The organism is Streptomyces sp. NPDC006463, assembly GCF_042870715.1.
Taxonomy (GTDB): domain Bacteria; phylum Actinomycetota; class Actinomycetes; order Streptomycetales; family Streptomycetaceae; genus Streptomyces.
The window spans coordinates 578,445-601,493 of record NZ_JBIAHP010000002.1 but is presented as its reverse complement, the minus strand read 5'-3'; the positions used below and the strand labels follow the sequence as shown (position 1 = coordinate 601,493).

Annotated in this window: 23 protein-coding genes and 1 riboswitch; of the genes, 11 read left to right on the top strand and 12 right to left on the bottom strand. The window is 72.6% G+C overall.

Annotated features, from left to right (window positions below):
- Window positions 1-47: 47 nt before the first annotated feature.
- The 3 genes from ACFYOB_RS06590 to ACFYOB_RS06580 form a co-directional block, all read right to left on the bottom strand.
- Window positions 48-731 carry an SCO2322 family protein gene (locus ACFYOB_RS06590; RefSeq protein WP_388555343.1) on the bottom strand — a complete coding sequence of 228 codons (684 nt, stop codon included), beginning with the start codon at window positions 729-731 and terminating at the stop codon, window positions 48-50.
- Entirely contained in the window at window positions 731-1,993 is a 1,263-nt protein-coding gene (locus ACFYOB_RS06585) for a prenyltransferase/squalene oxidase repeat-containing protein (RefSeq protein ID WP_388555341.1), read from the bottom strand. Before ACFYOB_RS06585 ends, ACFYOB_RS06590 begins: the two co-directional genes overlap by 1 nt.
- 129 nt (window positions 1,994-2,122) lie before the next feature.
- A riboswitch (cobalamin riboswitch) is annotated at window positions 2,123-2,203 on the bottom strand.
- A 79-nt stretch (window positions 2,204-2,282) separates the two neighbouring features.
- Entirely contained in the window at window positions 2,283-3,344 is a 1,062-nt protein-coding gene (locus ACFYOB_RS06580; protein ID WP_388555338.1) for an MBL fold metallo-hydrolase, read from the bottom strand.
- 176 nt (window positions 3,345-3,520) lie between these two features.
- Here ACFYOB_RS06580 and ACFYOB_RS06575 point away from each other — a divergent pair, with 176 nt between their 5' ends.
- From ACFYOB_RS06575 to ACFYOB_RS06560, 4 genes are all read left to right on the top strand, one after another.
- Window positions 3,521-4,984, top strand: a complete 1,464-nt coding sequence (locus ACFYOB_RS06575) for an aldehyde dehydrogenase (RefSeq protein ID WP_388555335.1) — start codon at window positions 3,521-3,523, stop codon at window positions 4,982-4,984.
- Window positions 4,984-5,217, top strand: a complete 234-nt coding sequence (locus ACFYOB_RS06570; RefSeq protein ID WP_388555332.1) for a ferredoxin — start codon at window positions 4,984-4,986, stop codon at window positions 5,215-5,217. Before ACFYOB_RS06575 ends, ACFYOB_RS06570 begins: the two co-directional genes overlap by 1 nt.
- Before the next feature lie 87 nt (window positions 5,218-5,304).
- Window positions 5,305-5,838, top strand: a complete 534-nt coding sequence (locus tag ACFYOB_RS06565) for a hypothetical protein (protein ID WP_388555329.1) — start codon at window positions 5,305-5,307, stop codon at window positions 5,836-5,838.
- Between the two features lie 149 nt (window positions 5,839-5,987).
- Window positions 5,988-7,163: an acyltransferase family protein gene (locus tag ACFYOB_RS06560; RefSeq protein ID WP_388555327.1), complete on the top strand. Its 1,176-nt coding sequence runs from the start codon at window positions 5,988-5,990 to the stop codon at window positions 7,161-7,163.
- A 46-nt stretch (window positions 7,164-7,209) separates the two neighbouring features.
- On the opposite strand, the gene ACFYOB_RS06555 is transcribed toward ACFYOB_RS06560, so the two are convergent.
- The gene (locus ACFYOB_RS06555) at window positions 7,210-7,833 is read right to left on the bottom strand and encodes a TetR family transcriptional regulator (protein ID WP_328925455.1); all 624 of its coding nucleotides are present in this window, start codon (window positions 7,831-7,833) and stop codon (window positions 7,210-7,212) included.
- A 205-nt stretch (window positions 7,834-8,038) separates the two neighbouring features.
- On the opposite strand from ACFYOB_RS06555, the gene ACFYOB_RS06550 reads away from it, so the two are divergent.
- The 3 genes from ACFYOB_RS06550 to ACFYOB_RS06540 are packed head-to-tail and all read left to right on the top strand — an operon-like array spanning window position 8,039 to window position 11,245.
- Window positions 8,039-9,358, top strand: a complete 1,320-nt coding sequence (locus ACFYOB_RS06550; RefSeq protein WP_388555323.1) for a glycosyltransferase family 4 protein — start codon at window positions 8,039-8,041, stop codon at window positions 9,356-9,358.
- A gap of 58 nt (window positions 9,359-9,416) precedes the next feature.
- A complete protein-coding gene (locus ACFYOB_RS06545; protein WP_328925453.1) occupies window positions 9,417-10,160 on the top strand; it encodes a class I SAM-dependent methyltransferase in 744 nt (247 codons plus the stop codon).
- Window positions 10,157-11,245 carry a prenyltransferase gene (locus ACFYOB_RS06540; protein ID WP_388555321.1) on the top strand — a complete coding sequence of 363 codons (1,089 nt, stop codon included), beginning with the start codon at window positions 10,157-10,159 and terminating at the stop codon, window positions 11,243-11,245. The genes ACFYOB_RS06545 and ACFYOB_RS06540 overlap by 4 nt, the downstream gene beginning before the upstream one ends.
- Window positions 11,246-11,275: 30 nt before the next feature.
- Here the strand turns inward: ACFYOB_RS06540 and ACFYOB_RS06535 are convergent, their stop codons facing one another.
- On the bottom strand, window positions 11,276-11,578 hold the full coding sequence (locus tag ACFYOB_RS06535) for a hypothetical protein (protein WP_388555319.1): 303 nt from the start codon (window positions 11,576-11,578) through the stop codon (window positions 11,276-11,278).
- A 112-nt stretch (window positions 11,579-11,690) separates the two neighbouring features.
- Here ACFYOB_RS06535 and ACFYOB_RS06530 point away from each other — a divergent pair, with 112 nt between their 5' ends.
- Together ACFYOB_RS06530 and ACFYOB_RS06525 are read left to right on the top strand one after the other, a co-directional pair.
- Window positions 11,691-12,335: a hypothetical protein gene (locus ACFYOB_RS06530; protein ID WP_388555317.1), complete on the top strand. Its 645-nt coding sequence runs from the start codon at window positions 11,691-11,693 to the stop codon at window positions 12,333-12,335.
- A gap of 13 nt (window positions 12,336-12,348) precedes the next feature.
- Entirely contained in the window at window positions 12,349-12,744 is a 396-nt protein-coding gene (locus ACFYOB_RS06525) for a hypothetical protein (RefSeq protein WP_388555315.1), read from the top strand.
- 65 nt (window positions 12,745-12,809) lie between these two features.
- Here ACFYOB_RS06525 and ACFYOB_RS06520 read toward each other — a convergent pair whose 3' ends face one another.
- The 7 genes from ACFYOB_RS06520 to ACFYOB_RS06490 all read right to left on the bottom strand — a co-directional run bounded on the left by ACFYOB_RS06520 (window position 12,810) and on the right by ACFYOB_RS06490 (window position 21,896).
- A complete protein-coding gene (locus ACFYOB_RS06520) occupies window positions 12,810-15,557 on the bottom strand; it encodes a PKD domain-containing protein (protein WP_388555313.1) in 2,748 nt (915 codons plus the stop codon).
- Between the two features lie 173 nt (window positions 15,558-15,730).
- Window positions 15,731-16,741, bottom strand: coding sequence for an LLM class F420-dependent oxidoreductase (locus ACFYOB_RS06515; RefSeq protein WP_388555310.1), 1,011 nt, complete (start codon window positions 16,739-16,741; stop codon window positions 15,731-15,733).
- Between the two features lie 112 nt (window positions 16,742-16,853).
- Window positions 16,854-17,675 (bottom strand): hypothetical protein, encoded by an 822-nt coding sequence (locus ACFYOB_RS06510; protein ID WP_388555307.1) that lies wholly within the window; start codon window positions 17,673-17,675, stop codon window positions 16,854-16,856.
- A gap of 150 nt (window positions 17,676-17,825) precedes the next feature.
- Entirely contained in the window at window positions 17,826-18,758 is a 933-nt protein-coding gene (locus ACFYOB_RS06505) for an N-acetylmuramoyl-L-alanine amidase (protein ID WP_388555304.1), read from the bottom strand.
- 72 nt (window positions 18,759-18,830) lie between these two features.
- The gene (locus ACFYOB_RS06500; RefSeq protein WP_388555301.1) at window positions 18,831-19,475 is read right to left on the bottom strand and encodes a class I SAM-dependent methyltransferase; all 645 of its coding nucleotides are present in this window, start codon (window positions 19,473-19,475) and stop codon (window positions 18,831-18,833) included.
- A 100-nt stretch (window positions 19,476-19,575) separates the two neighbouring features.
- Entirely contained in the window at window positions 19,576-21,408 is a 1,833-nt protein-coding gene (locus ACFYOB_RS06495) for a protein kinase (protein WP_388555298.1), read from the bottom strand.
- A 77-nt stretch (window positions 21,409-21,485) separates the two neighbouring features.
- Window positions 21,486-21,896 (bottom strand): ATP-binding protein, encoded by a 411-nt coding sequence (locus tag ACFYOB_RS06490; protein ID WP_388555295.1) that lies wholly within the window; start codon window positions 21,894-21,896, stop codon window positions 21,486-21,488.
- An 84-nt stretch (window positions 21,897-21,980) separates the two neighbouring features.
- On the opposite strand from ACFYOB_RS06490, the gene ACFYOB_RS06485 reads away from it, so the two are divergent.
- Window positions 21,981-22,829, top strand: a complete 849-nt coding sequence (locus ACFYOB_RS06485; protein ID WP_388555292.1) for a Scr1 family TA system antitoxin-like transcriptional regulator — start codon at window positions 21,981-21,983, stop codon at window positions 22,827-22,829.
- Entirely contained in the window at window positions 22,789-23,049 is a 261-nt protein-coding gene (locus ACFYOB_RS06480) for a DUF397 domain-containing protein (protein ID WP_388555289.1), read from the top strand. Before ACFYOB_RS06485 ends, ACFYOB_RS06480 begins: the two co-directional genes overlap by 41 nt.

Genomic DNA, 23,049 nt, shown 5'->3' with positions numbered 1-23,049 from the left:
ACCCGGCCCGGCTTCGGGCGGGCCCGGCGTGACGGTGTCGTCGGGGGTCATCGGGTGCGGCGGCGGGACTGCCAGACGGCGGCCGCGGCCAGGGCGGCCACCGCAGCGATGCCCGCCAGGAGGCCCGCCGACGGGCCGCCGTCCTTCTGACCGCCGTCCTCCTTCTCGCCGTCGGCCACGGGCGCACCGCCTGTCACGGGCTCGGCCGGGGCGTCGGGCATCGGCTCGCCGCAGCCCTGCCCCGGATAGCCCGAGACCGCGCACAGCAGCGCCGCGCTGTTGTAGCGCAGCGGTTTGGCGACCGCCGCCAGCGCCTCGGCCGCCGTGGCCTCCGGGGCCACCTGCGCGCAGGCCGTGCGCGGCTCCGGCTGCGGCGGGGCGTCGCCCGCCGGGGCGTCCGCCGGGACGCCGAAGTCGATGACCAGCGCCACCCGCTTCCTCCCCTCGGCTGCCGGGGTCGCCGCGCAGATCGCCGTGAAGTCCGCCGCCGCCCGCGGCTGCGCCGCCTCGGCCGCCGCGTCCTTGCTCACCGCGAAGCGGAAGCCCTGCACCGAGCCGTCCGCCGGACGGGCCGTCGAGGGGCCCGTGGAGGCGTACGCCCACCGGCCGCCCGTGCCGTCCCAGAACGACCAGTAGCGGTAGCTCGAAGCCAGGGCCGGGGAGGCGGCCAGCACGGCCAGCACGATCCCGAGGGTGAGGGCGAGGGCGCCAGGAGAGCGGCGGCGGGTCATCAGAGCTGGTTCTTCTTGCGGCGGCCGCTCAGCAGGATGCCGATGCCCATGCCGGCCGCGGCGCCCGCGCCGACGATCCACCAGATGTTCTGGCCGCCGGAGGGCTTGTCCTCGTCACTGTCCACCGCGGTCGCGGAGGTCTCCGCGCCCTGCGGGGCCGGGCCAGTCGCGTTCAGCGCCGCCACGAGGTCGGTGCCGCCGAAGGACTTCGGGTCGGTGCCCGTCGCGTGTGCGGCCAGGATCAGCGTGCCGAGGGCCGCCGGGCTGCCCTTCGACCACTGCGCCGAGTTGGCCTTGAGCCATTCCAGCGCGCCCGCCGCCGACTGCTTGTGCCCGGCCGCGGCCAGGGCGATCACCGCGTCGGCGGTGTTGCCGGTGTCCGGGGTCGGCTGGTCCGCTCCCGGGGTCACGGCCGTGAGGTGGCCGTCCTTCTTGAGGGCCTCGGCCAGGTAGCCGGCCGCGCCCTGGGCGGCGGCCACCGGGTCGGCGGCGTCCGCCGGGCAGGCCAGTGCCGCCGCGGGGGTGTCCGTGGTGGCGGGCGCGACGGCCGCGCTCTTGCCGAGGCCGGCCAGCGCGGCGGCGGCCGTGGCATCGGCGTTGGCGAGCAGCTTGCCGTCGAGCGGCTGGAAGGCGAAGGCGCCCCGGTCGGCGGCGGGCTCGGCGGAGCAGCCCAGCCGGAAGGTGAGCAGCGCCTCGTACGCCGACTTGCCCGCCTTGGACTTGACCTCGGCAGGCTTCTCCCCGGCCGCCACCAGGGCGCTGATCACGATGCCGGTCGAGTTGGCGTCCGTACCGGTGTCCATGGCGCCGCCGGGGTTGCTGCTCCAGCCGCCGTCCTCGTTCTGTACGGACTTCAGCCAGCCGACGGCCTTATTCACCGTCTCGTCGTGGCCGCCGAGCGCGGCCAGCGCCTGCACGGCGGCCGCGGTGGCGTTGGAGTCGATGTACGTCGAGGCGTCGCACGGCTTGGCGGTGTCCGCGCGGAAGGAGGGGAAGGAGCCGTTCGCGCAACTCTGGCCGGTCAGCCAGTCCACGGCCTGCGCGGCGGGCTTGACGCCGACGGTGTGCTGGGCGAGCAGCGCGAAGGACTGCCGCCACACGCCGTCGTACGTCGGGTCGTTCTTGCCGTGGAGCCCGGACGGGATGACCGGCGGCGCGGAGGGGGAGGCGGGCGGCGCGGTGTCGGCGAGGGCTGCGGGGGCGGCGCCCACACAGAGCACGGCGGAGGCGGCGAGCGCGGCGGCGCTGCGGCGGACGATCATGGGGGCGGGTGCCTCTCCTGCTGGGGAACTGGAGGCAGGCACGCTCAGGCACCGGGCTCCGGCTCCGTTTACCTCGACGGTGCCGGCCGCCGGAGGCCCCGGCGGCACGAGCCGCGCACTTCCGGTACGGGGCATTCCGGCTCCTCGCCCCGGCGGTGCCGAGGGCGGGTCACGGTTGCGGGTCAGCGCCGGAATCGCACCGGCTTCCCCCCGTACGGAGGTGTGGACGACGGGTTCACTCTACCGGCCCGTAACCCGCCCGCCCGGGGGCGGCGACCCCCCGAGCCCCTTACAGCGCCCGGTACGTCACGGGGTCGGTCCCCGGGACCGCCTCCGCGCGGCCCTGCTTCACCAGTCGCCGCAGGTGGGCCTCCGCCTCCGAGACGGCGATGTTGCGCGAGCCGTACGGGATCTGTTCCCAGGGCCGGTTCCACTCCATCCGCTCCGCGAGCGCCCACGGGGTCAGCGGCTCGGCGAGCAGCGCCCACAGCCCGGTGAGCCGTTCCTCGTGGTGGCCCAGGAGTTCCCGTACGCGGGCGGGGGCGTCGGTGAAGGCGTGCTGGTGGGCCGGGAGCACCTCGGCCGGGCCCAGGCGGCCGATGCGTTCGAGGGAGTCGAGGTAGTCCCCGAGGGGGTCGGTGGCGCGGGTGTCCTCGGGGGCCTCGTACAGGCCGATGTGGGGGGAGATCCCGGGCAGCAGGTGGTCGCCGGAGAAGAGGCGGCCGTTGCCGGGGAGGTTCGCCGGGTGCTGTTCCTCCAGGTGCAGGCAGACGTGGCCGGGGGTGTGGCCGGGGGTCCAGATCGCGCGCAGCCGGCGTCCGGCGAGGGGGAGCAGCTCGGCGGGGACGATCTCCCGGTCGGGGACGGCGGCGTGCAGGCCGGGCAGGGTCCGCAGGCGGCCGCTGGTGCGGGCGGCGCGCAGCGGGGCGAGGTGCTCCTCGGGGGCTCCGGCGGCCGCGAGCTTCTCGCTCATGTAGTCGAACCAGACGCCGGGTTCGGCGGACCGGGTCCGTACGACGACCTCGGTGTCGGCGGCGTGCATGGCGATCCAGGCTCCGGACGCGGCGCGGACCTGGCCGGACAGGCCGTGGTGGTCGGGGTGGTGGTGGGTGATGACGACGCCGTGGACGTCGGCGACGGCGATGCCGAGTCCGGCGAGGCCGGCGACGAGGGTGTCCCAGGACTCGGGGTCGTCCCAGCCGGTGTCGACGAGGACCGGGCCGCGGTCGGTGTCGAGGACGTGGACGAGGGTGTGCCCGAGGGGGTTGTCGGGGATGGGGACCTTGATCGCCCACACTCCTCCGCCGTGGTCGGTCACCTGTGGCGCGTCCTGTGGCGTGTCCTCGGACATGAGACCCCCTGCTCCTGAACCGAACGAGAACTTGTTTCAGTAGTAGCCCAAGTCGACCACCTCCAAGGCTTTCTGACTAGTCGTTGGATCTTCCGGACTGTTCCGTCCCGGCCGTGGACTCCTCTAACTAGAACTGGTATCAGTTCTGCAACGCCAAGCCGCAGGAGGCATCAGCCATGACCGAGCTCGTGGAACACGGACAACTGTTCATCGGCGGGGAGTGGACGGATCCGCTGGGCACCGACACGATCCGGGTCGTCTCCCCCCACACCGAGCAGGTCATCGGCTCCGTCCCGCACGCCTCGAAGGCCGACGTCGACCGGGCGGTCGCCGCCGCGCGCAAGGCGTTCGACGAGGGTCCCTGGCCGCGGATGTCGCTCGACGAACGCGTCGCCGTCGTCTCCCGGATCAAGGACGCCATAGCCGTCCGGCACGAGGAGATCGCCCGTTCGATCAGCTCCCAGAACGGATCCCCGTACTCCTGGAGCGTCCTCGCCCAGGCGCTCGGTCCGATGATGGTCTACGACGCCGCGATCACCGTCGCGCGCGCCTACCCGTACGAGGAGCGCCGCCAGGGCGTCCTCGGACCGATCCTCGTGCGGCGCGAGCCCGTCGGGGTCGTCGCGGCCGTCATCCCCTGGAACGTGCCGCAGTTCGTGGCCGCCGCCAAGCTCGCGCCCGCGCTGCTCTCCGGCTCGACGGTGATCCTCAAGCCCTCGCCGGAGTCCCCGCTCGACTCGTACATCCTCGCCGACATCGCCCGCGAGGCCGGGGTGCCGGAGGGCGTGCTGTCGATCCTGCCCGCCGACCGCGAGGTCAGCGAGTACCTGGTCGGCCACCCCGGCATCGACAAGGTCGCCTTCACCGGCTCGGTCGCCGCGGGCAAGCGCGTGATGGAGGTCGCCGCGCGCAACCTCACCCGGGTCACCCTCGAACTCGGCGGCAAGTCGGCCGCCGTGATCCTGCCCGACGCCGACCTGGACACCACCATCGCCGGGATCGTGCCCGCGGCCTGGATGAACAACGGCCAGGCGTGCGTGGCCCAGACCCGCGTCCTCGCGCCGCGCAGCCGCTACGAGGAGGTGGCCGAGGCCCTCGCGGCAGCGGCCGGCGCCCTGGTGGTCGGCGACCCGCTCGACCCGGCGACGCAGCTCGGCCCGCTCGTGGCCCAGCGCCAGCAGCAGCGCTCCCTGGACTACATCCGCATCGGCCAGGAGGAGGGCGCCAAGGTCCTGGCCGGCGGCGGCCGCCCGGCGGGCCTGGAGCGGGGCTGGTACGTGGAGCCCACCCTCTTCGGCGACGTGGACAACTCCATGAGGGTCGCGCGCGAGGAGATCTTCGGCCCGGTCGTCTGCCTGATCCCGTACGGGGACGAGGCGGAGGCGGTACGGGTGGCCAACGACTCGGAGTTCGGCCTGAGCGGCAGCGTCTGGACGGCCGACGTCGAGCACGGCGTCGACTTCGGCCGGCAGGTCCGCACGGGCACCTTCAACGTGAACACCTTCAGCCTGGACATGCTCGGCCCGTTCGGCGGCTACAAGAACAGCGGTGTGGGCCGGGAGTTCGGCCCGGAGGGTCTGAGCGAGTACCTGGAGCACAAGATGATCCACCTGCCGGCGGGCTATGAGGCGGGTGCCTGATGGGGGACCGCTGGCAGGTCGAGGTGGACCGGGGGGTCTGCATCGGCTCGGGCATGTGCGTGAACCACGCCCCGGAGGGCTTCGCCCTCGACTCCGCCCGGCAGTCGCACCCGCGCACCCCGCAGACCGACGCGAACGAGCCGGTCCTGACGGCGGCGGAGGGCTGCCCGGTCGAGGCCATCATGATCACCCTCGCCGCGACCGGCGAACCGGTCTTCCCACCGGAGGAGTAAATCCGTTCGGGGCCGCGACGGCGGAGTGTGACACTTCTGCGGGGCCACCGGGTGATCCGGCCCGGGGCCTTCGCGGGGGGAAGCGACATGAGCAGGATCAAATGGGCGGCGGCGTCGGCCGGGGTGGCCGGCGTCATCCTGGCTGCGGGGCTCAGTGACCGGGAGTTCGGCGAGGACGCGGGGAACGGCTGGGTCCGGGAGGCGTCTGCGTCCCCCGCGGCCGCCCCAGCAGGAGCGGATCCGTCGCGGACGATGGTGGACGCGCAGTTCGAGGCCATCCTCACCTCGGCAGGAGCCGGTGGGCGGCCCATGCCGCCGAAGGCCCGCGAGGAGGAGTTCGGCCTCGCCGCCGAGTGCGCGGTGAGCTGGGACGCTTACAACCTGATCACCCCGGAGGTGCTGCGGGACGTCGCGATGGGCCTGAACGCCCGCGGCTGGACGACCACCGCCCACCGGGACCGCCCGTACGGGCTCGCGATGACCAACGGCTCCTGGGAACTGGTGCTCATCGACTACAAGTCCCGCACCGCAGGGCGCCTCTCCCTCGTGGCCCTTCACCACGACGCGGCCTGCGACGCGGCGTTCGACCGGGCGAAGGTGCCGGGGTCGACGGACGCGTAGTGACGGCGGTGTGGGGGCGATCCCGGCCGGGGCGCCGGGCGGCAGGGGCCCCTGGGTTCCTGTGCGTGCATGCGGCATCGATACGATCGCGGGACTTTGTGCCCCCTTGAGTACCGGTGCCGCGACACCGCAGGAATTGCAGAGGTGTCATGTCCGACAGGTCCGTCCTCACCGGCGACCGCGTTCCGGTGCCCGCCGGAGCGCCGCAGACGGCCCCCGAACCCGTCCGTCACCGGGGGGTCCGGCTGGGGGCCGGCGGGGTCCGGGCGCCGCGCATCGCAGTGCTGGACGGCCTGCGGCTGCTCGCGGCGCTGTCGGTGGTCCTGTTCCACTACCTGGCCGGCTACGGGACGATCCCCTGGCAGCGGACGGCGGCCGAGCTGTTTCCCGCGCTGCACCGGATCGCCGACTTCGGCTGGCTCGGCGTGGTCTTCTTCTTCATGATCAGCGGGTTCGTCATCTGCATGTCCGGCTGGGGCAAGTCGCTCCAGCAGTTCTGGCAGGGCCGGATCCTGCGGCTGTTCCCGCTCTACTGGGCGGCGGTCGTGCTCTCCTCCGCGGCCGCTCGCCTGGGTCCGCGGACTCCGGGCGAGCCGAAGGTCACCGTCGGCCAGATGCTCACCAACCTCACGATGCTGCACGAACCCCTAGGCGTGGAGAGCGTGGACCTCGTCTACTGGACGCTCTGGGCCGAGCTGCGCTTCTACCTGGTCTTCTCGTTGGTCGTCCTGCTCGGCACGAGCTACCGCCGGGTCGCGGCCTTCTGCTGGGTCTGGGCGCTGGGCTCGGTGCTGGCGCCGAAGTCGGGCATCCCGTTGCTGGACCAGCTCCTGGTACCGCAGTGGGCGCCGTTCTTCATCGCCGGGATCGCCTTCTACCTGGTCCGCCGGGCGGGCCGGATCGAAGGCGAGACCCTGGGCATCCTGGCGCTGTCCTGGCTGCTGGTGCAGCATCGCCTTCCGGCGATCATGGCGGACGAGGGGCACGGCATCAACTGGAAGGTCTGCCTGGCCGCGATCACCGCGATGTACCTGCTCATGGGCCTGATCGCGCTCGGGAAACTGGACCGGATCCAGTGGCGCTGGCTGCCGGTCGCGGGAGCGATCTCGTACCCGCTCTACCTCGTGCACCAGTCACTGGGCGTGCGGGTGATCTGGCGGTGGAACGAGCAGTGGGGCGCCTGGCCGACCCTCCTCGGGGTGACCGCGGGCGTGGTGCTGCTCGCCTGGCTGCTGCACCGCCTGGTGGAGCGGCCCCTCACCCGGCTGCTGCGCAGCCTGATGGCCCCGCAGGTTGCCGAGCAGCCGCGGAAACTCGCCGCATAGACGGCAGGTGAGCCCCGGAACGGGTCGTGACCCAGGACCGGTGGCTTCAGGCCTTTTCCGGGGCCGTCAAGTCGATCAGGCGGCAGACCGTCTCGATGTCGATCTTGACCTGGGCGATCGAGGCGCGGCCGGACAGCCAGGTGATCAGCGCCGAGTGCCAGGTGTGCTCGATGACCCGGACCGCCGAGAGCTGTTCCGCCGTCGGCGGGGCCTCCAGACCCATCGCGTCCAGGATGATCGCCGTGGTCAGCCGGGACACCGTGTCCACCTCGGGGCTCACGCTGCGGTCCGCGAAGGTCAGCGCCCGCACCATCGCGTCCGCGAGGTGCGGCTCCCGCTGGAGCGCCCGGAAGGCCCGCATCAGGGTCTCCGCGACCCGCGCCGCCGGGTCGTCGCCGGCCGGCGGGTGCTTGCGCAGCGTCGTGTGCATGTGCTGGAGCTGGTCCTGCATGGTGGCCACCAGCAGGTGCACCTTGGACGGGAAGTACCGGTACAGGGTGCCCAGCGCCACGCTGGACGATTCCGCGACCTCGCGCATCTGGACGGCGTCGAAGCCGCCCCGGCTCGCCAGCTGGGCACTGGCGTGCAGGATCCGGCGGCGGCGCGCCTCCTGGCGCTCCGTCAGGGGAGGGGACGCCGGGGTGTGGGCGGCCTTCGCTTCCGCTGTCATGTGTCCCGTTCCGAGTCGTTGCGGGGCTGATCCGGAGCCAGCATGTCAGGCGCCGCAGCCGTGGCGCGAATCACCTGCTCCGCCTCTTACGGTGTGGTTTCCGGCCGGTAGATTCAATGGTCTCAACGGATCAAGTCTGAAACTTGTTCTACATTATCCGAGCGGTTACGCTCCGGCGAAAGTGCAGGGATGAAGGGGGCCAGGAGTGACCGCTGAGGCCATGGTGACGAGCCCTTTCCCGGGTTCCGCCACCGACGGCGACCGCCCGCTGCGCATCGCGCTCCTCACCTATAAGGGGAACCCGTTCTGCGGTGGCCAGGGCGTCTACGTCCGCCACCTCTCGCGCGAGCTCGTACGCCTGGGGCACTCCGTCGAGGTCATCGGCGCGCAGCCCTACCCGGTGCTCGACACGGGGGCCACGCTCACCGAACTCCCGAGCCTCGACCTCTACCGGCAGCCCGATCCCTTCCGCACTCCCAAGCGCGACGAGTACCGGGACTGGATCGACGCGCTGGAGGTCGCCACCATGTGGACCGGCGGATTCCCCGAGCCGCTGACCTTCTCCCTGCGGGCCCGGCGCCATCTCGCCGCCCGCGCCGGTGAGTTCGACGTCATCCACGACAACCAGACCCTCGGATACGGGCTGCTGGCGGATCTCGGCGCACCCCTGGTGACCACGATCCACCACCCCATCACCGTCGACCGGCAGCTCGACCTCGACGCCGCCAAGGACCGCAAGAAGCGGGCCTCCGTACGGCGTTGGTACGCCTTCACGCGCATGCAGGGCCGCGTCGCCCGGCGCCTCCCCTCCGTGCTCACCGTCTCCGGCTCCTCCAAGCAGGAGATCGCCCAGCACCTCGGCGTCCAGGACGGGCGCATCCACGTCGTGCACATCGGCGCCGACACCGACCTGTGGTCCCCGGACCCCTCCGTCGCCGAGGTACCGGGCCGCATCGTCACCACCTCCAGCGCCGACGTCCCGCTCAAGGGGCTCGTCCACCTCGTCGAGGCGCTCGCGAAGCTGCGCACCGAGCAGCCCGACGCCCACCTCGTCGTCGTCGGCAAGCGTGCCGAGAAGGGGCCGGTCGCCCGCGCCATCGAGACGTTCGGGCTCCAGGACGCCGTCCGCTTCGTCAAGGGCATCACCGACGCCGAACTCGTCGACCTCGTCCGCAGCGCCCAGGTCGCCTGCGTGCCCTCCCTCTACGAGGGCTTCTCGCTGCCGGCGGCCGAGGCCATGGCCACCGGCACCCCGCTCGTCGCCACCACCGGCGGAGCGATCCCAGAAGTCTCCGGCCCCGACGGCGAGACCTGCCTCGCGGTGCCCCCGGGCGACGCGGGCGCACTGGCCGCCGCGCTCGGCCGGATGCTGGGTGACCCGCAGCTGCGGGCCCGCCTCGGCGCCGCCGGGCGCGACCGGGTCCTGACCCGCTTCACCTGGGCCAAGGCCGCCGAAGGCACCGCCGCGCACTACCGGGCCGCCATCGAACAGGCCGCCGCCGGCCGTGCCCGCCGCCCGCGGTGACCTTCCGCCACATCCACACCACCCCCGTACACCCCCGCGACCGCGAAGGCAGGACCCCGTGCTGACCGTCGATTTCTCCCGGTTCCCGCTCGCCGCAGGCGACCGCGTGCTCGATCTGGGCTGCGGCGCAGGCCGGCACGCCTTCGAGTGCTACCGGAGAGGCGCCCAGGTGGTCGCCGTCGACCGCAACGGCGAGGAGATCCGCGAGGTCGCCAAGTGGTTCGCCGCCATGAAGGAGGCCGGCGAGGCCCCGGCCGGCGCCACCGCCACCGCCATGGAAGGCGACGCGCTCGCACTGCCCTTCCCCGACGAGTCCTTCGACGTCGTCATCATCTCCGAGGTGATGGAGCACATCCCCGACGACAAGGGCGTGCTCGCCGAGATGGTCCGCGTGCTCAAGCCCGGCGGGCGCATCGCCATCACCGTGCCGCGCTACGGCCCCGAGAAGATCTGCTGGGCGCTCTCCGACGCCTACCACGAGGTCGAGGGCGGCCACATCCGCATCTACAAGGCGGACGAGCTGCTCGGCAAGATGGAGGCCGCGGGCCTCAAGCCGTACGGCACGCACCACGCCCACGGGCTGCACTCCCCGTACTGGTGGCTCAAGTGCGCCTTCGGCGTCGACAACGACAAGGCGCTGCCCGTCAGGGCGTACCACAAGCTCCTGGTCTGGGACATCATGAAGAAGCCGCTGGCCACGCGGCTCGCGGAGCAGGCCCTGAACCCGGTCATCGGCAAGAGCTTCGTGGCGTACGCGACCAAGCCCCACCTGCCCGTCGACGCCGCGGGCGCAGCACAGTGACGTCGCCCGGGCGCACCGCACCCGAACACCTCGTCCTGGACGGCGTGCTGACCGCCGAGCAGGCCGCCGAGACCGTCGCCGGCATCCTCGCCGCGCAGCGGGCGGACGGGGCCATACCGTGGTTCCGCGGGCACCACCTCGACCCGTGGGACCACACCGAGGCCGCGATGGCGCTGGACGCGGCCGGGGAGCACGCGGCCGCCGAGAAGGCGTACGAGTGGCTCGCCGCCCACCAGAACCAGGACGGCTCCTGGTACGCGGCGTACGCCGACCGGCCGGACGGCGTGGACACCGCCGAGCCGCAGGACGCGAGCCGGGAGAGCAACTTCACGGCGTACATAGCCGTCGGCGCCTGGCACCACTACCTGTCCACCGGCGACGACGCCTTCCTCGACCGGATGTGGCCCGCGGTCTACGCGGCCGTGGAGTGCGTGCTCTCGCTCCAGCAGCCCGGCGGCGAGATCGGCTGGAAGCGGGAGGCCGACGGCACGCCCGTCACGGACGCCCTGCTGACCGGCTCCTCCTCCATCCACCAGGCCCTGCGCTGCGCGCTGGCCATCGCCGAGCACCGCGAGGAGCCGCAGCCCGACTGGGAACTCGCGGCGGGCGCCCTGCGCCATGCAATACGCCGCCACCCCGAGCGGTTCCTCGACAAGAACCACTACTCGATGGACTGGTACTACCCGGTCCTCGGCGGCGCCCTGACCGGCACCGAGGCCAAGGCGCGCATCGAGGAGCGCTGGGACGAGTTCGTCGTCGCGGACCTGGGCGTGCGCTGCGTCCTGCCGAACCCGTGGGTGACGGGCGGCGAGTCCTGCGAGCTCGCGCTCGCGCTGTGGGCGACGGGGGAGTCGGACCGGGCGCTGGAGATCCTGCGCTCGATCACGCACCTGCGCGCCGACAACGGCATGTACTGGACGGGGTACGTGTTCCAGGACGAGGCGGTGTGGCCGGTCGAGCAGACCACCTGGACCGCCGGGTCCCTGCTGCTCGCCGTCGCGGCGCTCGGCGGGGACGAGGCCACCACCGAGGTGTTCGGCGGGACCTCGCTCCCGGCTGGGCTGGAGCCCGACTGCTGCGGTTGAGCCGCGCCGGTCGCCCTGGCTCTACCGGCCCTAACGCCGGTAGAGCCAGCCCGCGACGGCGTGTCCGACGAGGACGTAGACGACAGCGGCCAGGCCGTAGCCGATCACGACCTGGACCCATTCGCGGCTGAAGGTGAAGAGGTCGTAGGACCAGCCGGCCAGCCAGGACGCGGTGTCGTGGACGAACTCCACCAGTTCGTTGCCGCGGTTGGCGTCCAGCAGGTAAAGGGCGATCCACAGGACGATCACGAAGGCGAGCACGTCCGCCACCAGTGCGACGGCCCGGCCTGCCTGACTGCTACCTCGGGCGTGTACTCGGGTGTGTGTGGGCATGTCGCGCGTCTTGCCGCGCGGGCGGGCGGCAAACCCGAACGGGTCCCCCAAGTGGTGGAGACGTGGGGCCCGGGCGAGGCTGCGGGGGACACCTCAGTCCTCGGAGGAAACCGTGTCCCTACCCGCGACCGTCAGAATCCGCCGTGCCCTGACGGCGGTGGTCCTGTCCACCGCGCTGCTGGCCGGCGCCACCGCATGCGGCAGCGACGGCGGTGGCGCCGGGAGCCGGAGCGAAGAGCTCTCCTCCGCGTCGATGGGGGAGCTGGCGGCCCTCGCGGCCGCGGAACCGGCCGCCGTCGAAGCCGACGAGCTGGCCGCCGCGACGCCCTCGCCCAGCACCTCCGCCGAGAAGCAGAAGTTCGCCAAGACGCGTTTCGTCGCCAACGCGGGGCTCGCGGCCGGGGCGACGTACCAGTGGATCATCAAGCCGTACCGCGCCGGCAAGTTCAAGAAGGGCGCGAAGGGCCGTACGTTCGCGCTCATCAAGGCCGGCCTCGCGGGTGCCTTCGCCTACAACCGGCTGAAGGCGGCCGCCGACAACGCCAAGGGCGACCCGCTGCTGTCGAAGGCGATCGCACCGCTGACGGCGGGCATCGAGTCCCTCAAGGGCCTCGGCACCAAGCTACGCAAGGGCCAGGCGGGTGACGGCGACATCAGTTCCTTCGACAGCGTCATCAGCGGCGTCAAGGACGCGGGCAAGAGCGCGGGCGCCCCGGTGACCGACCAGGTCCCGAGCGTCTCCCAGCTGGGCGGATAGGGACAATGGCCGGGTGATCGAGATCGTGGTGGCCGTCCTCGCCGCCGCCGGAGCCGGCTGGCTCCTGCGGCGCAAGCACCTCGCGCGGACGGCCGCCGGGCCCGTGCCCGGGATTCCCGGCATGGCCCGCGAGCCGGCCGGCGAGGGCCGCTGGCGGCCCGGCCGGGTGTACGCGGGACCGGGCGCGGCGCGCTGGGTCCCGCAGCGCGGTGAGCCCGTGCCGCTGCCCGCAGGCCGCGCCACCGCGGTACGGGCCCCCTCCGTGAAGGAGGGCATGTCCATCAACCCGGGCTCGCGGATCGTCACCTGTGTCTACGAGGGCGGCGGGACCATCGAGATCGCCGTCATGGCGCTGGACCTGCGCGAGCTGCTGGACGCCATCAAGCAGACTCCCGGCGACGACGCCTGAGACAGCCGGGAGCCCCGGCCGCCGCGAATCGCGGTGGCCGGGGCTCCGGTGTGCCGCGGGTGGGGTCAGCCCTGGGTGAAGTAGCCGAAGAGGTCGGTGATCACGTGGGTGCTGCCGCCGTAGCTGTTGGAGATGCTGACACGTCCGTCGGCCACCGGCGTGGTGACGTGGTTGGGGACGGTGTCGCCGGGGCGGGTCTGGAGGCTGCTGGCCTCGGGGCGGGCGGCGCCGTATCCGTGGACGGTGAGGAAGCCGGGGCCGGTGGTGTCGGTCGCGGTCACGTTCAGGGCCGCGCCGATCGCGTTCGCCGGGATCCCGGCGACGGTCGTGGTCGCGCCGGGCGCGAGCTTGCCCGTGGTGCGGGTGTCGGCGAGACGCTGGGGGACGACCGGGGTGAAGAGGGCCACGGCGTCCTTGGCGTAGTAGCCGACCGCGTCGAGGATCAGATGGGTGGAGCCGGTGTTGGTGTAGAGGGTGATGGTGCCGTTCGGGCCGACGGGGACGATGACCTGGTTGGACTTGTCCTTGCCCGGTTCCACGTTCAGGTTCGAGGTGGTGGGCCGACGGGTCGGGTCCGGGTCCGGGTAGGCGATGACGTGCGCCTGCTCGGTCGCGCCGGTGCCGGTGAGGTTGAGGGCGACGGCCGTGGCGTCGGCGGGGATGCCGCCCACACCGGCGACCTTCACCGTGCGGGTCTGGCCGCCGCCCAGCGCGCCGCCCGTGGTGCGGGTGTCGACGACGCGGGCCGGGGCGAGCGGCGAGAAGCGCTGCCCGGCGTTCGGCTGGTAGTAGCCGACGAAGTCGACGATCAGGGCGGCCTTGCCCGAGTTGAGCTGCGCGGAGACCTTGCCGTCGGCGCCGATGGGGACGGTGACGGTGTTGGACGAGGTGCCGCCCGCCTTGACGTTGACGTTCGAGGTGACCGGGCGGGGCTGGCCCGCGGGCCAGACGCTCAGGTGGGTGTCCTCGGTGGCCCCGGTGACCGTCACGTTCAGGACCGCCGCGGACGCGCCGGCCGTGTGGTTCGGGCCCGAGCCGGTGTAGACGATCGGCAGGGTGACCGGGGTGGCGGTGCCGCCCTGGACGGGAGTGCCGGTGGTGCGGGTGTCCAGTACGCGGGTCGGCGTGAGGGCGACGTAGCCGGCCGGGGTGTAGGCGACCTGTACGGTCCGATCGGCGGTGGAGGTGGCGCCCTTGATGTCCTGGACGGTCGTCGTCACCTTGTACGTGCCGGGCTGCTTGTAGGCGTGCCGGACCGGCTCAAGTGCGCTGCGGTCCTCCTTCGAGCCGTCACCGAAGTCCACGTCCATCCGCTGGACAGGCCACGGCGCGGCGGTCGTCCGCGCGTCGGCCTCGACGGACAGCGGCGGGACGAACTCCCTCGGGGCGTCCGCGCTCGGCAGGACCGGCTGGGCGGTGAGGGCCGTGGTCAACGGGGCGGCCGGGGTCACCTTGGCCGACTGCTGGCCCTGGACCTGCTGCCCGGCGACGTTGACCGCCGTCACCTTGACCGTGCACTCGCACGGCGCGCCGTACACGTGCTCGGCGCTGGTCGCCTTGGTGACCACCGGGGCGGTGCCGTCACCGAAGTCGTAGCGGTAGCTGAGCGCGGCGGCCCAGGTGCTGGTCGGGACGGCGTTCGCCTTCACCGTGGTGCCGACCGGGGCCCAGCCCTGTTCGAGCTCCACCCGGACACTCTGCAGGTAGTCCTGCAGCTCGCGGGAGCCGCGGTCGATGTACCCGCCGTCCTTGCCGGTGTTGGGCACGCGCGGGTCGTCCCCGACGGGCCGCCCCAAGAAGTCCGTGGGCAGCACGCCCGGCGCCGTCGGGTCGCCCGAGTCGACGGTGGGGGATCCGTCCCACGGGCCGACGTTCGTCCGGGACGGGGTCAGGATGTCGTGGGCGCCGTGGCCGGTCGCGGCGTGGAAGGCCGCCTGGTCCTGGTAGGGGGTGCCGGCCCACTTGTAGGCCACCCGCGCATCGCTGAAGGGGCCGGTGATCAGGTTGTAGTCGGCGCGGGTGCCGGAGGCCGCGCTCTGCGCCACGGCGATGCCGTGGCGCGGGCCGGGCGCCGGGCATCCGGCCGTGGACTCCGTGTGGATCACGTTGTTGAACAGGGCCGAGGCCGTGGAGCCGTCCCCCAGGGAGACGGCCGCCTCGCAGTCGAGGTAGACCGTGTTGTTGGTGACGACGGTGCCGGGCGCGTCGTACGTGGTGACCGCCCCGTTGACGTAGCCGCGGATCTCGTTGCGGCTCAGTACGGTGCCCTGCGCGCCCTCGATCCGGACGGACGACTCCAGCCGGCTGCGGCTGAGGCGCACGTCCGCGCTTCCCCCGTCGACCGTGACGGCGTCGGGGTTGTTGGTGGCGTACATCCGGTCCAGCTCGACATCGGTGGAACCGGTGACCCTGAGACCGGCCTTGGTGCCCAGCCCGCGGACCACGACGTGGGAAGCGCCGCTGACGGTCAGGCCCTTGCCCGCCGCCAGCCAGAACTGGGACGACCCGGTCACGCCGCCTTCGAAGGTGATCGGCTTCCCCGGCTCGCCGGAACGGTTGACGGTGACGGCCTCGTCGTAGGGCGTGCCCGGCACGATGCGCACGGTCTGGCCCGGCTGTACGGCCTTGGCCGCGGCCGAGATCGTACAGAAGGGCGTGCCCTGCGAACCGGGGCCGCTGTCCGAGCAGTCGGAGCCCGTGGCGTGGTCCACGTAGAGGGTGGTCGGATTTTCGGTGGCGGCCGCGGTGGCGGGCAGGCCGAGGAGGGAGACGAGACCCGCGGTCAGCAGGACGGTCGCACGAGTGGGGCGCACCAGGAGGGTTCCTTCGAGCGGAGGACGGCGTGGGTCGCCATGGGCGCGGCGCATCCGACCTGTATGCGGCCAGTTCCCCCCGGCGGCAGTCGGGCGCACGCGAAGCCCGTAGCGGCAACGATCATCATCCACTTTCGGACAGCCGCTGTCACCTCATATGGCCACCGGAGCCCCTAGTCGTTGAGCTCCGCCAGGACCCGCAGGGTGTGCGGGTCGGGGGCGGTCACGAGCAGGTCGGTGACCGGGCCCTTGCGCCACAGCTCCAGGCGTTCGGCGATCCGCTCCCGGGGCCCGATCAGCGAGATCTCGTCGGCGAACGCGTCCGGGACGGCGAGGACCGCCTCCTCCCTGCGTCCGGCGAGGAACAGCTCCTGGATGCGGCGGGCCTCCTCCTCGTACCCCATCCGGGCCATCAGGTCGGCGTGGAAGTTGCGGGCGGCGTGGCCCATGCCGCCGATGTAGAAGCCCAGCATCGCCTTGACCGGAAACAGCCCCTCGGCCACGTCGTCGCACACCTTGGCGCGGGCCATCGGAGCGATCATGAAGCCTTCGGGGAGCTCGGCCAGCGAGGCCTGGTAGACGTCGGTGCGGGTCGGTGACCAGTACAGGGGGAGCCAGCCGTCGGCGATCCGCGTCGTCTGGGCGATGTTCTTCGGTCCCTCGGCGCCCAATAGGACCGGCAGGTCCGCGCGCAGGGGGTGGGTGATGGGCTTCAGCGGTTTGCCGATGCCGGTGCCGTCCTCGCCCCGGTACGGGTGCTGGTGGAAGCGGCCCTCCAGCGCGACCGGGCCCTCGCGGCGCAGTACTTGCCGGATGACGTCGACGTACTCGCGGGTCGCGGTCAGCGGGCTCGCGGGGAAGGGGCGTCCGTACCAGCCCTCGACCACCTGCGGTCCGGACAGGCCCAGGCCCAGCATCATCCGGCCGCCGGAGAGGTGGTCCAGGGTGAGGGCGTGCATGGCGGTGGCGGTGGGGGTGCGCGCGGCCATCTGCGCGATGGCCGTCCCGAGCCGGATCCGGGAGGTGTGCGCGGCGATCCAGGTGAGCGGGGTGAACGCGTCCGAGCCCCAGGCCTCGGCGGTCCACACCGAGTCGTAGCCGAGGCTCTCCGCCTCGGTGGCGAGGGCGAGGTGGTCCGGGTTGGGGCCGCGGCCCCAGTAGCCGAGTGCGAGTCCGAGGCGCATGTACGGTCCCTCCGCGATGCCGGCAGTCATTTCTGACGGTGCGTCAGGCGACTGTAAGGCAACGGCTCCCCGCCCGGAAGGGCGGGGAGCCGTCGGCCGTGCGGGAGCGGGATCAGCCGCGCTGGATGCCCGAGGTGTCGTTCAGGACGCCGCGCCGGCCGTCCTGGGTCTGGGCGACCAGGGTGGCGGCGTCGCGCTGCTCGACGGCCAGGTACCAGGTGCCCGGGGCGAGTTCGGCGATCGGGGTGGGGGAGCCGTCCTCGGCGAAGAGGGGGCGGGCCACCGGCACGGCGAACCAGAACGGGGTGAAGTCGGCCGCCGGGGCGGGCGTCGGAGCCGGGGTCTGCTGGCCGGAGTCCTGCGGGCCCGGGGCCGGCGTGGGCGTGCCGCCGTACGGCGGGACCGGCTGCGGGGTGGCGCCGTACGGCTGCTGCTGGGCGCCCGGGTAGCCGTACCCGGCGCCCGGCTGGGGCTGGCCCCCGTACGGCGGAACGGCCGCGGGCCTCGGCTCCGGCATCAGCTGGCCGGCCAGCGCCGGGACCTTCGCGCCGGCCACGGCCACGCCGGCCAGGGCCAGGGTGGCGAGGAAGGAGAGGATGGCGCCCGCGCCGAGGTCGAGCTGGCTCGGGCAGGTGATCAGGGACCACAGTGCGGACCAGGCGGCCGAGACGGCGAGCACGGTGCCCCACGCCGCCAGCGGAAGGCCCAGGACCTTGCGGGTCTCGGGCTGGAAGCGGCCGGCGACCAGCAGGCCGGCGGCGATGAAGCCGAGCAGGAAGACGCTGGGGAGCACCAGGCGGTAGGCGTCGGTGTCCCACGCGCTCGGCAGGTCGCCACCGGTGGTGGAGTAGAAATCGAGGAACGAGGCGATGAACAGCAGCACCGCTGCTCCGATCACCACGCCGTCGCCTCGAGTGAGGGAGCGGATGTTCACGTCTTAGGTGTCCTTCTCGGTCTCGGTCGTCTCGTGGTGCCGCGGTCGCAGAGCTTGCCTGGAGCGGGGCGGGCGGCACCATGGTACGGAGGTCTCGCGCGGCCGAGAGGATCGGGGCTGCGAGCAGTCCCGGCGGGACTGCCCGTGGACTTACCCCCCGAGGAACCCTACGATGCCGTCCGCGATGCCCTGGGCCGCCTTCTGACGCCACTCCGGACTCGTCAGCTGCGCCGCGTCCTTGGCGTCACGCATGTTGCCGCATTCGATGAACACCTTGGGCCTCGTTGACAGGTTCAGTCCGCCGAGATCGTCGCGGACGACCAATCCGGTACCGGCGCCCAGGTAGTTGGCGGGGGCCGATCCGGTGGTCCGGGCGAAGTTGCCGGCGATCCGCTCGCCGAGCTGCCGGGAGGGTTCGACGATCGCCGCGGTGTCGGCGGCGCCGCCCTTGACCTTGGCGGGCAGGATGACGTGGAAGCCGCGGTTGCCGGCGGAGACGCCGTCGGCGTGGACGGAGACGACGGCGTCGGCCTTGGCCTCGTTGCCGATGCGGGCCCGCTCGTCGATGCAGGGGCCCCAGGGGCGGTCGGCCTCGTGGGTGAGCACCACCTTCGCGCCCTGGGCCTGCAGGACGGTCCGCAGGCGCAGCGAGACGTCGAAGGTGAACTCCGCTTCCATGTAGCCGGAGTTGGTGGTGGTGCCAGTGGTGTCGCACTCCTTGCGGGCGGTGCCGATGTCCACCTGCCGATCGATCTCGGCGGTGTGCTTGAAGTTGCCCGTGTTGTGGCCGGGGTCGATGACGACGGTCCTGCCGGTGAGCGGGCCCTTGGCGGGCGTGGCGGGGGAGGACGCCGGGGTGACCGGGGTGACCGGGACGGGGCTCGTCGCGGCCGCCGGCTTCGCGTCGCGGCCTTCCGGCCCGCCCCCGGTCAGCACCTGGGTCAGGACCCAGCCGGCCAGGGCGGTCGGCGCCAGCGCGGCGACCGCGATGACGAGGGTGGAGCGCCGCGTGAACCAGGGCCGTTGGTCCGGCCCGGCCGCCGCGGCGGCTTCGGGAGGTGGGGGGCTGTCGTCGTTGCGCACGCCGCGATGCTAGACGCAGGGCCCCGGAGGGCTCGGACAGTGGGCCATCCGGGGGCGTGGTGCGATTGTCGGTTAAATGCCGGAACCGATGCGGCGCAGCACGCGCAGGGATTCCGTGACCGAGACCTCCTCGAAGGCGCCCGAGGCGAGGGCGCGCAGGTAGATCCGGTACGGGGCCTGGCCGCCGTCGGCCGGATCCGGGAACACGTCGTGGATGACGAGCGTGCCGCCCGGGGCGACGTGCGGGGCCCAGCCCTCGTAGTCGCCGGTGGCGTGCTCGTCGGTGTGGCCGCCGTCGATGAAGACGAAGCCGAGCGGGCCGCCCCAGGTGGCCGCGACCTGCGGGGAGCGCCCCACGATCGCGATCACGTGGTCCTCCAGCCCGGCCTTGTGGAGGGTGCGGCGGAAGGTGGGCAGGGTGTCCATCAGGCCGATCTCCGGGTCCACGACCGTCGGGTCGTGGTACTCCCAGCCGGGCTGCTGCTCCTCGCTGCCCCGGTGGTGGTCGACGGTGATCGCGCTGACCCCGGCCTCGCGGGCCGCGTCGGCCAGCAGGATCGTCGAGCGCCCGCAGTAGGTCCCGACCTCCAGCAGCGGCAGCCCGAGCGCCCCGGCCGCGGCGGCGGCCTCGTACAGGGCGAGCCCCTCCCGTACGGGCATGAACCCCTTGGCTGCCTCGAAGGCGGCGAGGGTCTCCGGCTTGGGGGTGGCGGCCATGGGTTCCTCCTGAGCTGCGACTGGGCGGCCCATGCTGCCCTACCGCCCGGTAGGGCGCTACGGCCGGGGTCCGCACGCCCTCCCCGCGCCGTCGGGCCGATCAGCGGCCGAACAGCCGGGACAGGCCGCCGCCCACCCCGCCGGTCCCCTCGGCACGCCGCTGCTCCCGCACGGCCCGCCGGAAGTCCCACCGCGTGTCTGAGACCTCCTCGGCCAGCGCCTGCATGCCGGAGAGGAAGGGAAGCCGGTGCAGCAACAGGTTCATGTGCGCGAGGGCGCTCGCCGGATCACCCGCCTCTCCGATGGTGCGGAGCACGCGGTGCGCCACTTCCGGATCGCCGTGCTCGGCGAGTTCGGCGAGGTTCGGGAACAGCCGCCAGTACAGCTGCGCGGCGCCGGCGACGTCACCGAGCAGCCAGGCGTCGTGGGCGAGCCTGCGCCGTACGTCCAGCAGGACCGGACTGTCGGCGCTCAGGGCCCATTCCAGGTCGGGCAGCAGCGGCCCCAGCCAGGCTCGCTCGCTCATCGCGCGCTCACGGCTGCGCGCGTCCCACTGGCGGTCGCGGGCGTGGGCACCCCGGTGCATTGCCGACGCGAGGTGGTAGCGGGCGGTCAGCGTGACGAGGTCGTGCGTGCCGAACACCCGCGTCGCCTGCTCGATGATCTCGCGCAGCTCCTCCTCGCGCCGGCGGCCGTCCCCGGAGCCGAAGGCCGCCGCCTCGCCGACCCATGCGGCGCGCCCGGTGATCGTGTCAGGGTGCTCCAGGCCCAGGACCCGCACCATGCGCGGCAGGAGGCGTTCCAGATCGGTCGTCCTCGACGGCCCCTGGAGACGCATCGCGCGGTGGTACGCGGCCCGCACCGTGAGCGGGTCGTGCGCGCCGAGCTCCTCGGTCAGGTCGGCGGTCAGCATGCCGAGCCGTTCGACGACGTCGGCCGGGGCGTCCTCCACCAGCTGCGTCAGCCTGCGCTCCAGCATGGTGCGGACCGGATCCCCGGCCTCGGTGTGCACGGTCGGGGAGTAGGACGGCGGAGGCGGGAAAGGGGTCGCCGGCGCGGTCACGGGGGCGGTCACGGGCGTGACGGGGGCGTCGGCCGCCCCGTCCCGGGCGATCTCCGCGAGCCGGCGGGACACCTCGCCCGCGCTCGCGGGGCGTTCACCGGGATCCTTGGCGAGCAGGTCGAGCACGAGGGAGTCCAGGGCGGCCGGCAGCCCCGCGCGCACGGAGCTGGGCGCGGGCGGCTGCGTCGTGAGGTGCTGGGCGAGCAGCTCGTGCATCTCCCGGGCGGGGAACGGACGGACGCCGGTCAGCAGCTCCATCAGGACGCAGCCCAGGGCGTACAGGTCGGCCCGGCCGTCGACGGGCACGCCGTTCGCTCCGCCGGTCCACCGCTCGGGCGCCATGTACGGGAAGGATCCGATGATCATGCCGGTGGCGGTCAGCTCGGTACCGGGTCCGCCCCGGGCCTTGGCGATGCCGAAGTCGAGGACCTTCGTCACCCCTGCCCCGGTGACCATCACGTTGGCGGGCTTGATGTCCCGGTGGACGATTCCGGCGTCGTGGGCGGCCCCGAGCGCGTCCGCGATCCGCGCGGCCCAGTCCAGGGCGTCCGCGAGCGGCGGTACACCGGCCTCCAGGACCTCGGCCAGGCTGCGGCCCTGGAGCAGCTCCATCACGAGGAAGACGGCACCGCGCCCGGCCCGCTCGGTACGCCCGAAGTCGTGGACGGTGGCGATGTTGGGATGCGCGAGGTTCCCGGCCAGGCTGGCCTCCCGCTCGAACCGGCGGGTCTCCTCGGGCGTCTGCGGATATCCGATCTTGACGGCCACCTGGCGGCCCACCCGGCTGTCCTCGGCCCGCCACACCTCGCCGAAGCCGCCCTGGCCGAGCAACTCCTCCAGCGAGTAACGGCCTTCGATCAGTTCCCGCACGCTTCCGGCCCCCGTCACCGCATGATCGCCCGCTCGACAGATCATTATCGCCGAGCGGGGAGCCGGGGCTCAGCGCATCACGCGTCGCACTCGAACCAGACCGTCTTGCCGGCGGGCAGCGGCGTCGTGCCCCAGCGGTCGGTGACGGCCTCGACCAGGAGCAGCCCCCGGCCGCCCTCGGCGAGTTCCCCGTCGCCGCGCGTGACCCGGGGCGCAGAGGAACAGCCGTCGGACACCTCGACCCGTACCCCCGCCCGCCCGCACCGGATCAGCACCGAGCAGTCCCGGCCGGGGACGTGCCGTACGACGTTGGTGACCAGCTCGGTCAGCGCCAGCTCGGCGGAGTGGGCCAGCCCTCCGTGCCCCCAGCTCGCCAGCAGTATCCGCAGCACGCGCCGCATGTGCCGCGCCGAGTGCGCACCGACGGTGAAGCCCATGCGGTAGGTGTCGCCGAACTCCGTGGGGGAGCGGTCAGTTGCGTGATTCATGTCACCAGGGTGCGGTGGTGTGGTTACGCTCGGCTACGGACCGAAACGAACGCCGCACGGCGTGTACTTGGGGGTGACCGCCTCATGGTCAACATCCGCGATCTGGATCCCAGCGCCTCGCCGCTGGACTACTACGGCTCGGAACTGCGCCGCCTGAGAGAGGACGCGAGGCTGAATCAGGGAGCGCTGGGCGGCATCGTATTCTGCACGGCCTCGCTGATCGGACAGATCGAGACGGCGAGGAAGGTCCCGACGCGGGACTTCTCGGAGCGGGTCGACGCGGCGCTGGGGACGGGCGGGGTGTTCTCGCGGCTGGTGGGGCTGGTGCTGCGGAGTCAGCTGCCGACGTGGTTCCAAGCGTACGCAGAGATGGAGGCGAAGGCCTCGTACATCTCTACCTATCAGGCGCAGCTGGTCTACGGGCTGTTACAGACCGAGGAGTACGCGCGAGCGGTGCTTAAGGCTGGTTGGTCGGACAAGCTGGATGAGGCTGTGGCCGCGAGGCTGGATCGGCAACGCATCTTGAGTAGGGCGCGTCCGCCCCTGGTCTGGGTGGTGCTGGATGAGGCCGTGCTGCACCGGCCGTTCGGCAGTCGCGAGGTAATGCGGAACCAACTGGACCACTTGTTGGGCTTCCGCGACAGGCGTGAACTCAGGATCCAGGTGCTCCCTTTCAGCGCTGGCCAACACCCCGCTACGGTGGGCTCGTTCAACGTGCTCAGATTCGAGGACGACCCGGATGTCGTCTATGCCGAGAGCTACGGATTGGCCAACGTGACCGCCAACCCGGACACGGTCAGGGACTGTGCGCACCGTTACGATCATTTGCAGGCTGCAGCCCTCTCTGTGGAGGACTCGGTGGCACTGATCGCCCGCGTACGGGAGGAACGTTATGGGGACCAACCAGAACCTGACGGGCGTGCTGTGGCGTAAGTCCAGCTACAGCGGCGGCACCGGTGGCGACTGCGTCGAGTGCGCCCCCCTCGGCGCCGCCGTCTGGCGCAAGGCCTCGTACAGCTCCGACACCGGCGGTGATTGCGTCGAGGTCGCCGCGCAGCCCTGCCGGGTCGCCGTCCGGGACTCCAAGAATCCCGACGGGCCCGCCTTCACCGTGGGCCCCGCCGCCTTCGCAGCGTTCGTCGGCGCCCTCTAG

Excerpts from the sequence above, each read along its gene's own strand:
- ACFYOB_RS06485 (WP_388555292.1), top strand. The coding sequence starts at position 21,981 with ATGGTCAACATCCGCGATCTGGATCCCAGCGCCTCGCCGCTGGACTAC.
- ACFYOB_RS06580 (WP_388555338.1), bottom strand. The coding sequence starts at position 3,344 with ATGTCCGAGGACACGCCACAGGACGCGCCACAGGTGACCGACCACGGC.
- ACFYOB_RS06535 (WP_388555319.1), bottom strand. The coding sequence starts at position 11,578 with ATGCCCACACACACCCGAGTACACGCCCGAGGTAGCAGTCAGGCAGGC.
- ACFYOB_RS06560 (WP_388555327.1), top strand. The coding sequence starts at position 5,988 with ATGTCCGACAGGTCCGTCCTCACCGGCGACCGCGTTCCGGTGCCCGCC.
- ACFYOB_RS06490 (WP_388555295.1), bottom strand. The coding sequence starts at position 21,896 with ATGAATCACGCAACTGACCGCTCCCCCACGGAGTTCGGCGACACCTAC.
- ACFYOB_RS06570 (WP_388555332.1), top strand. The coding sequence starts at position 4,984 with ATGGGGGACCGCTGGCAGGTCGAGGTGGACCGGGGGGTCTGCATCGGC.
- ACFYOB_RS06575 (WP_388555335.1), top strand. The coding sequence starts at position 3,521 with ATGACCGAGCTCGTGGAACACGGACAACTGTTCATCGGCGGGGAGTGG.
- ACFYOB_RS06500 (WP_388555301.1), bottom strand. The coding sequence starts at position 19,475 with ATGGCCGCCACCCCCAAGCCGGAGACCCTCGCCGCCTTCGAGGCAGCC.
- ACFYOB_RS06515 (WP_388555310.1), bottom strand. The coding sequence starts at position 16,741 with ATGCGCCTCGGACTCGCACTCGGCTACTGGGGCCGCGGCCCCAACCCG.
- ACFYOB_RS06565 (WP_388555329.1), top strand. The coding sequence starts at position 5,305 with ATGAGCAGGATCAAATGGGCGGCGGCGTCGGCCGGGGTGGCCGGCGTC.
- ACFYOB_RS06585 (WP_388555341.1), bottom strand. The coding sequence starts at position 1,993 with ATGATCGTCCGCCGCAGCGCCGCCGCGCTCGCCGCCTCCGCCGTGCTC.
- ACFYOB_RS06480 (WP_388555289.1), top strand. The coding sequence starts at position 22,789 with ATGGGGACCAACCAGAACCTGACGGGCGTGCTGTGGCGTAAGTCCAGC.
- ACFYOB_RS06590 (WP_388555343.1), bottom strand. The coding sequence starts at position 731 with ATGACCCGCCGCCGCTCTCCTGGCGCCCTCGCCCTCACCCTCGGGATC.
- ACFYOB_RS06555 (WP_328925455.1), bottom strand. The coding sequence starts at position 7,833 with ATGACAGCGGAAGCGAAGGCCGCCCACACCCCGGCGTCCCCTCCCCTG.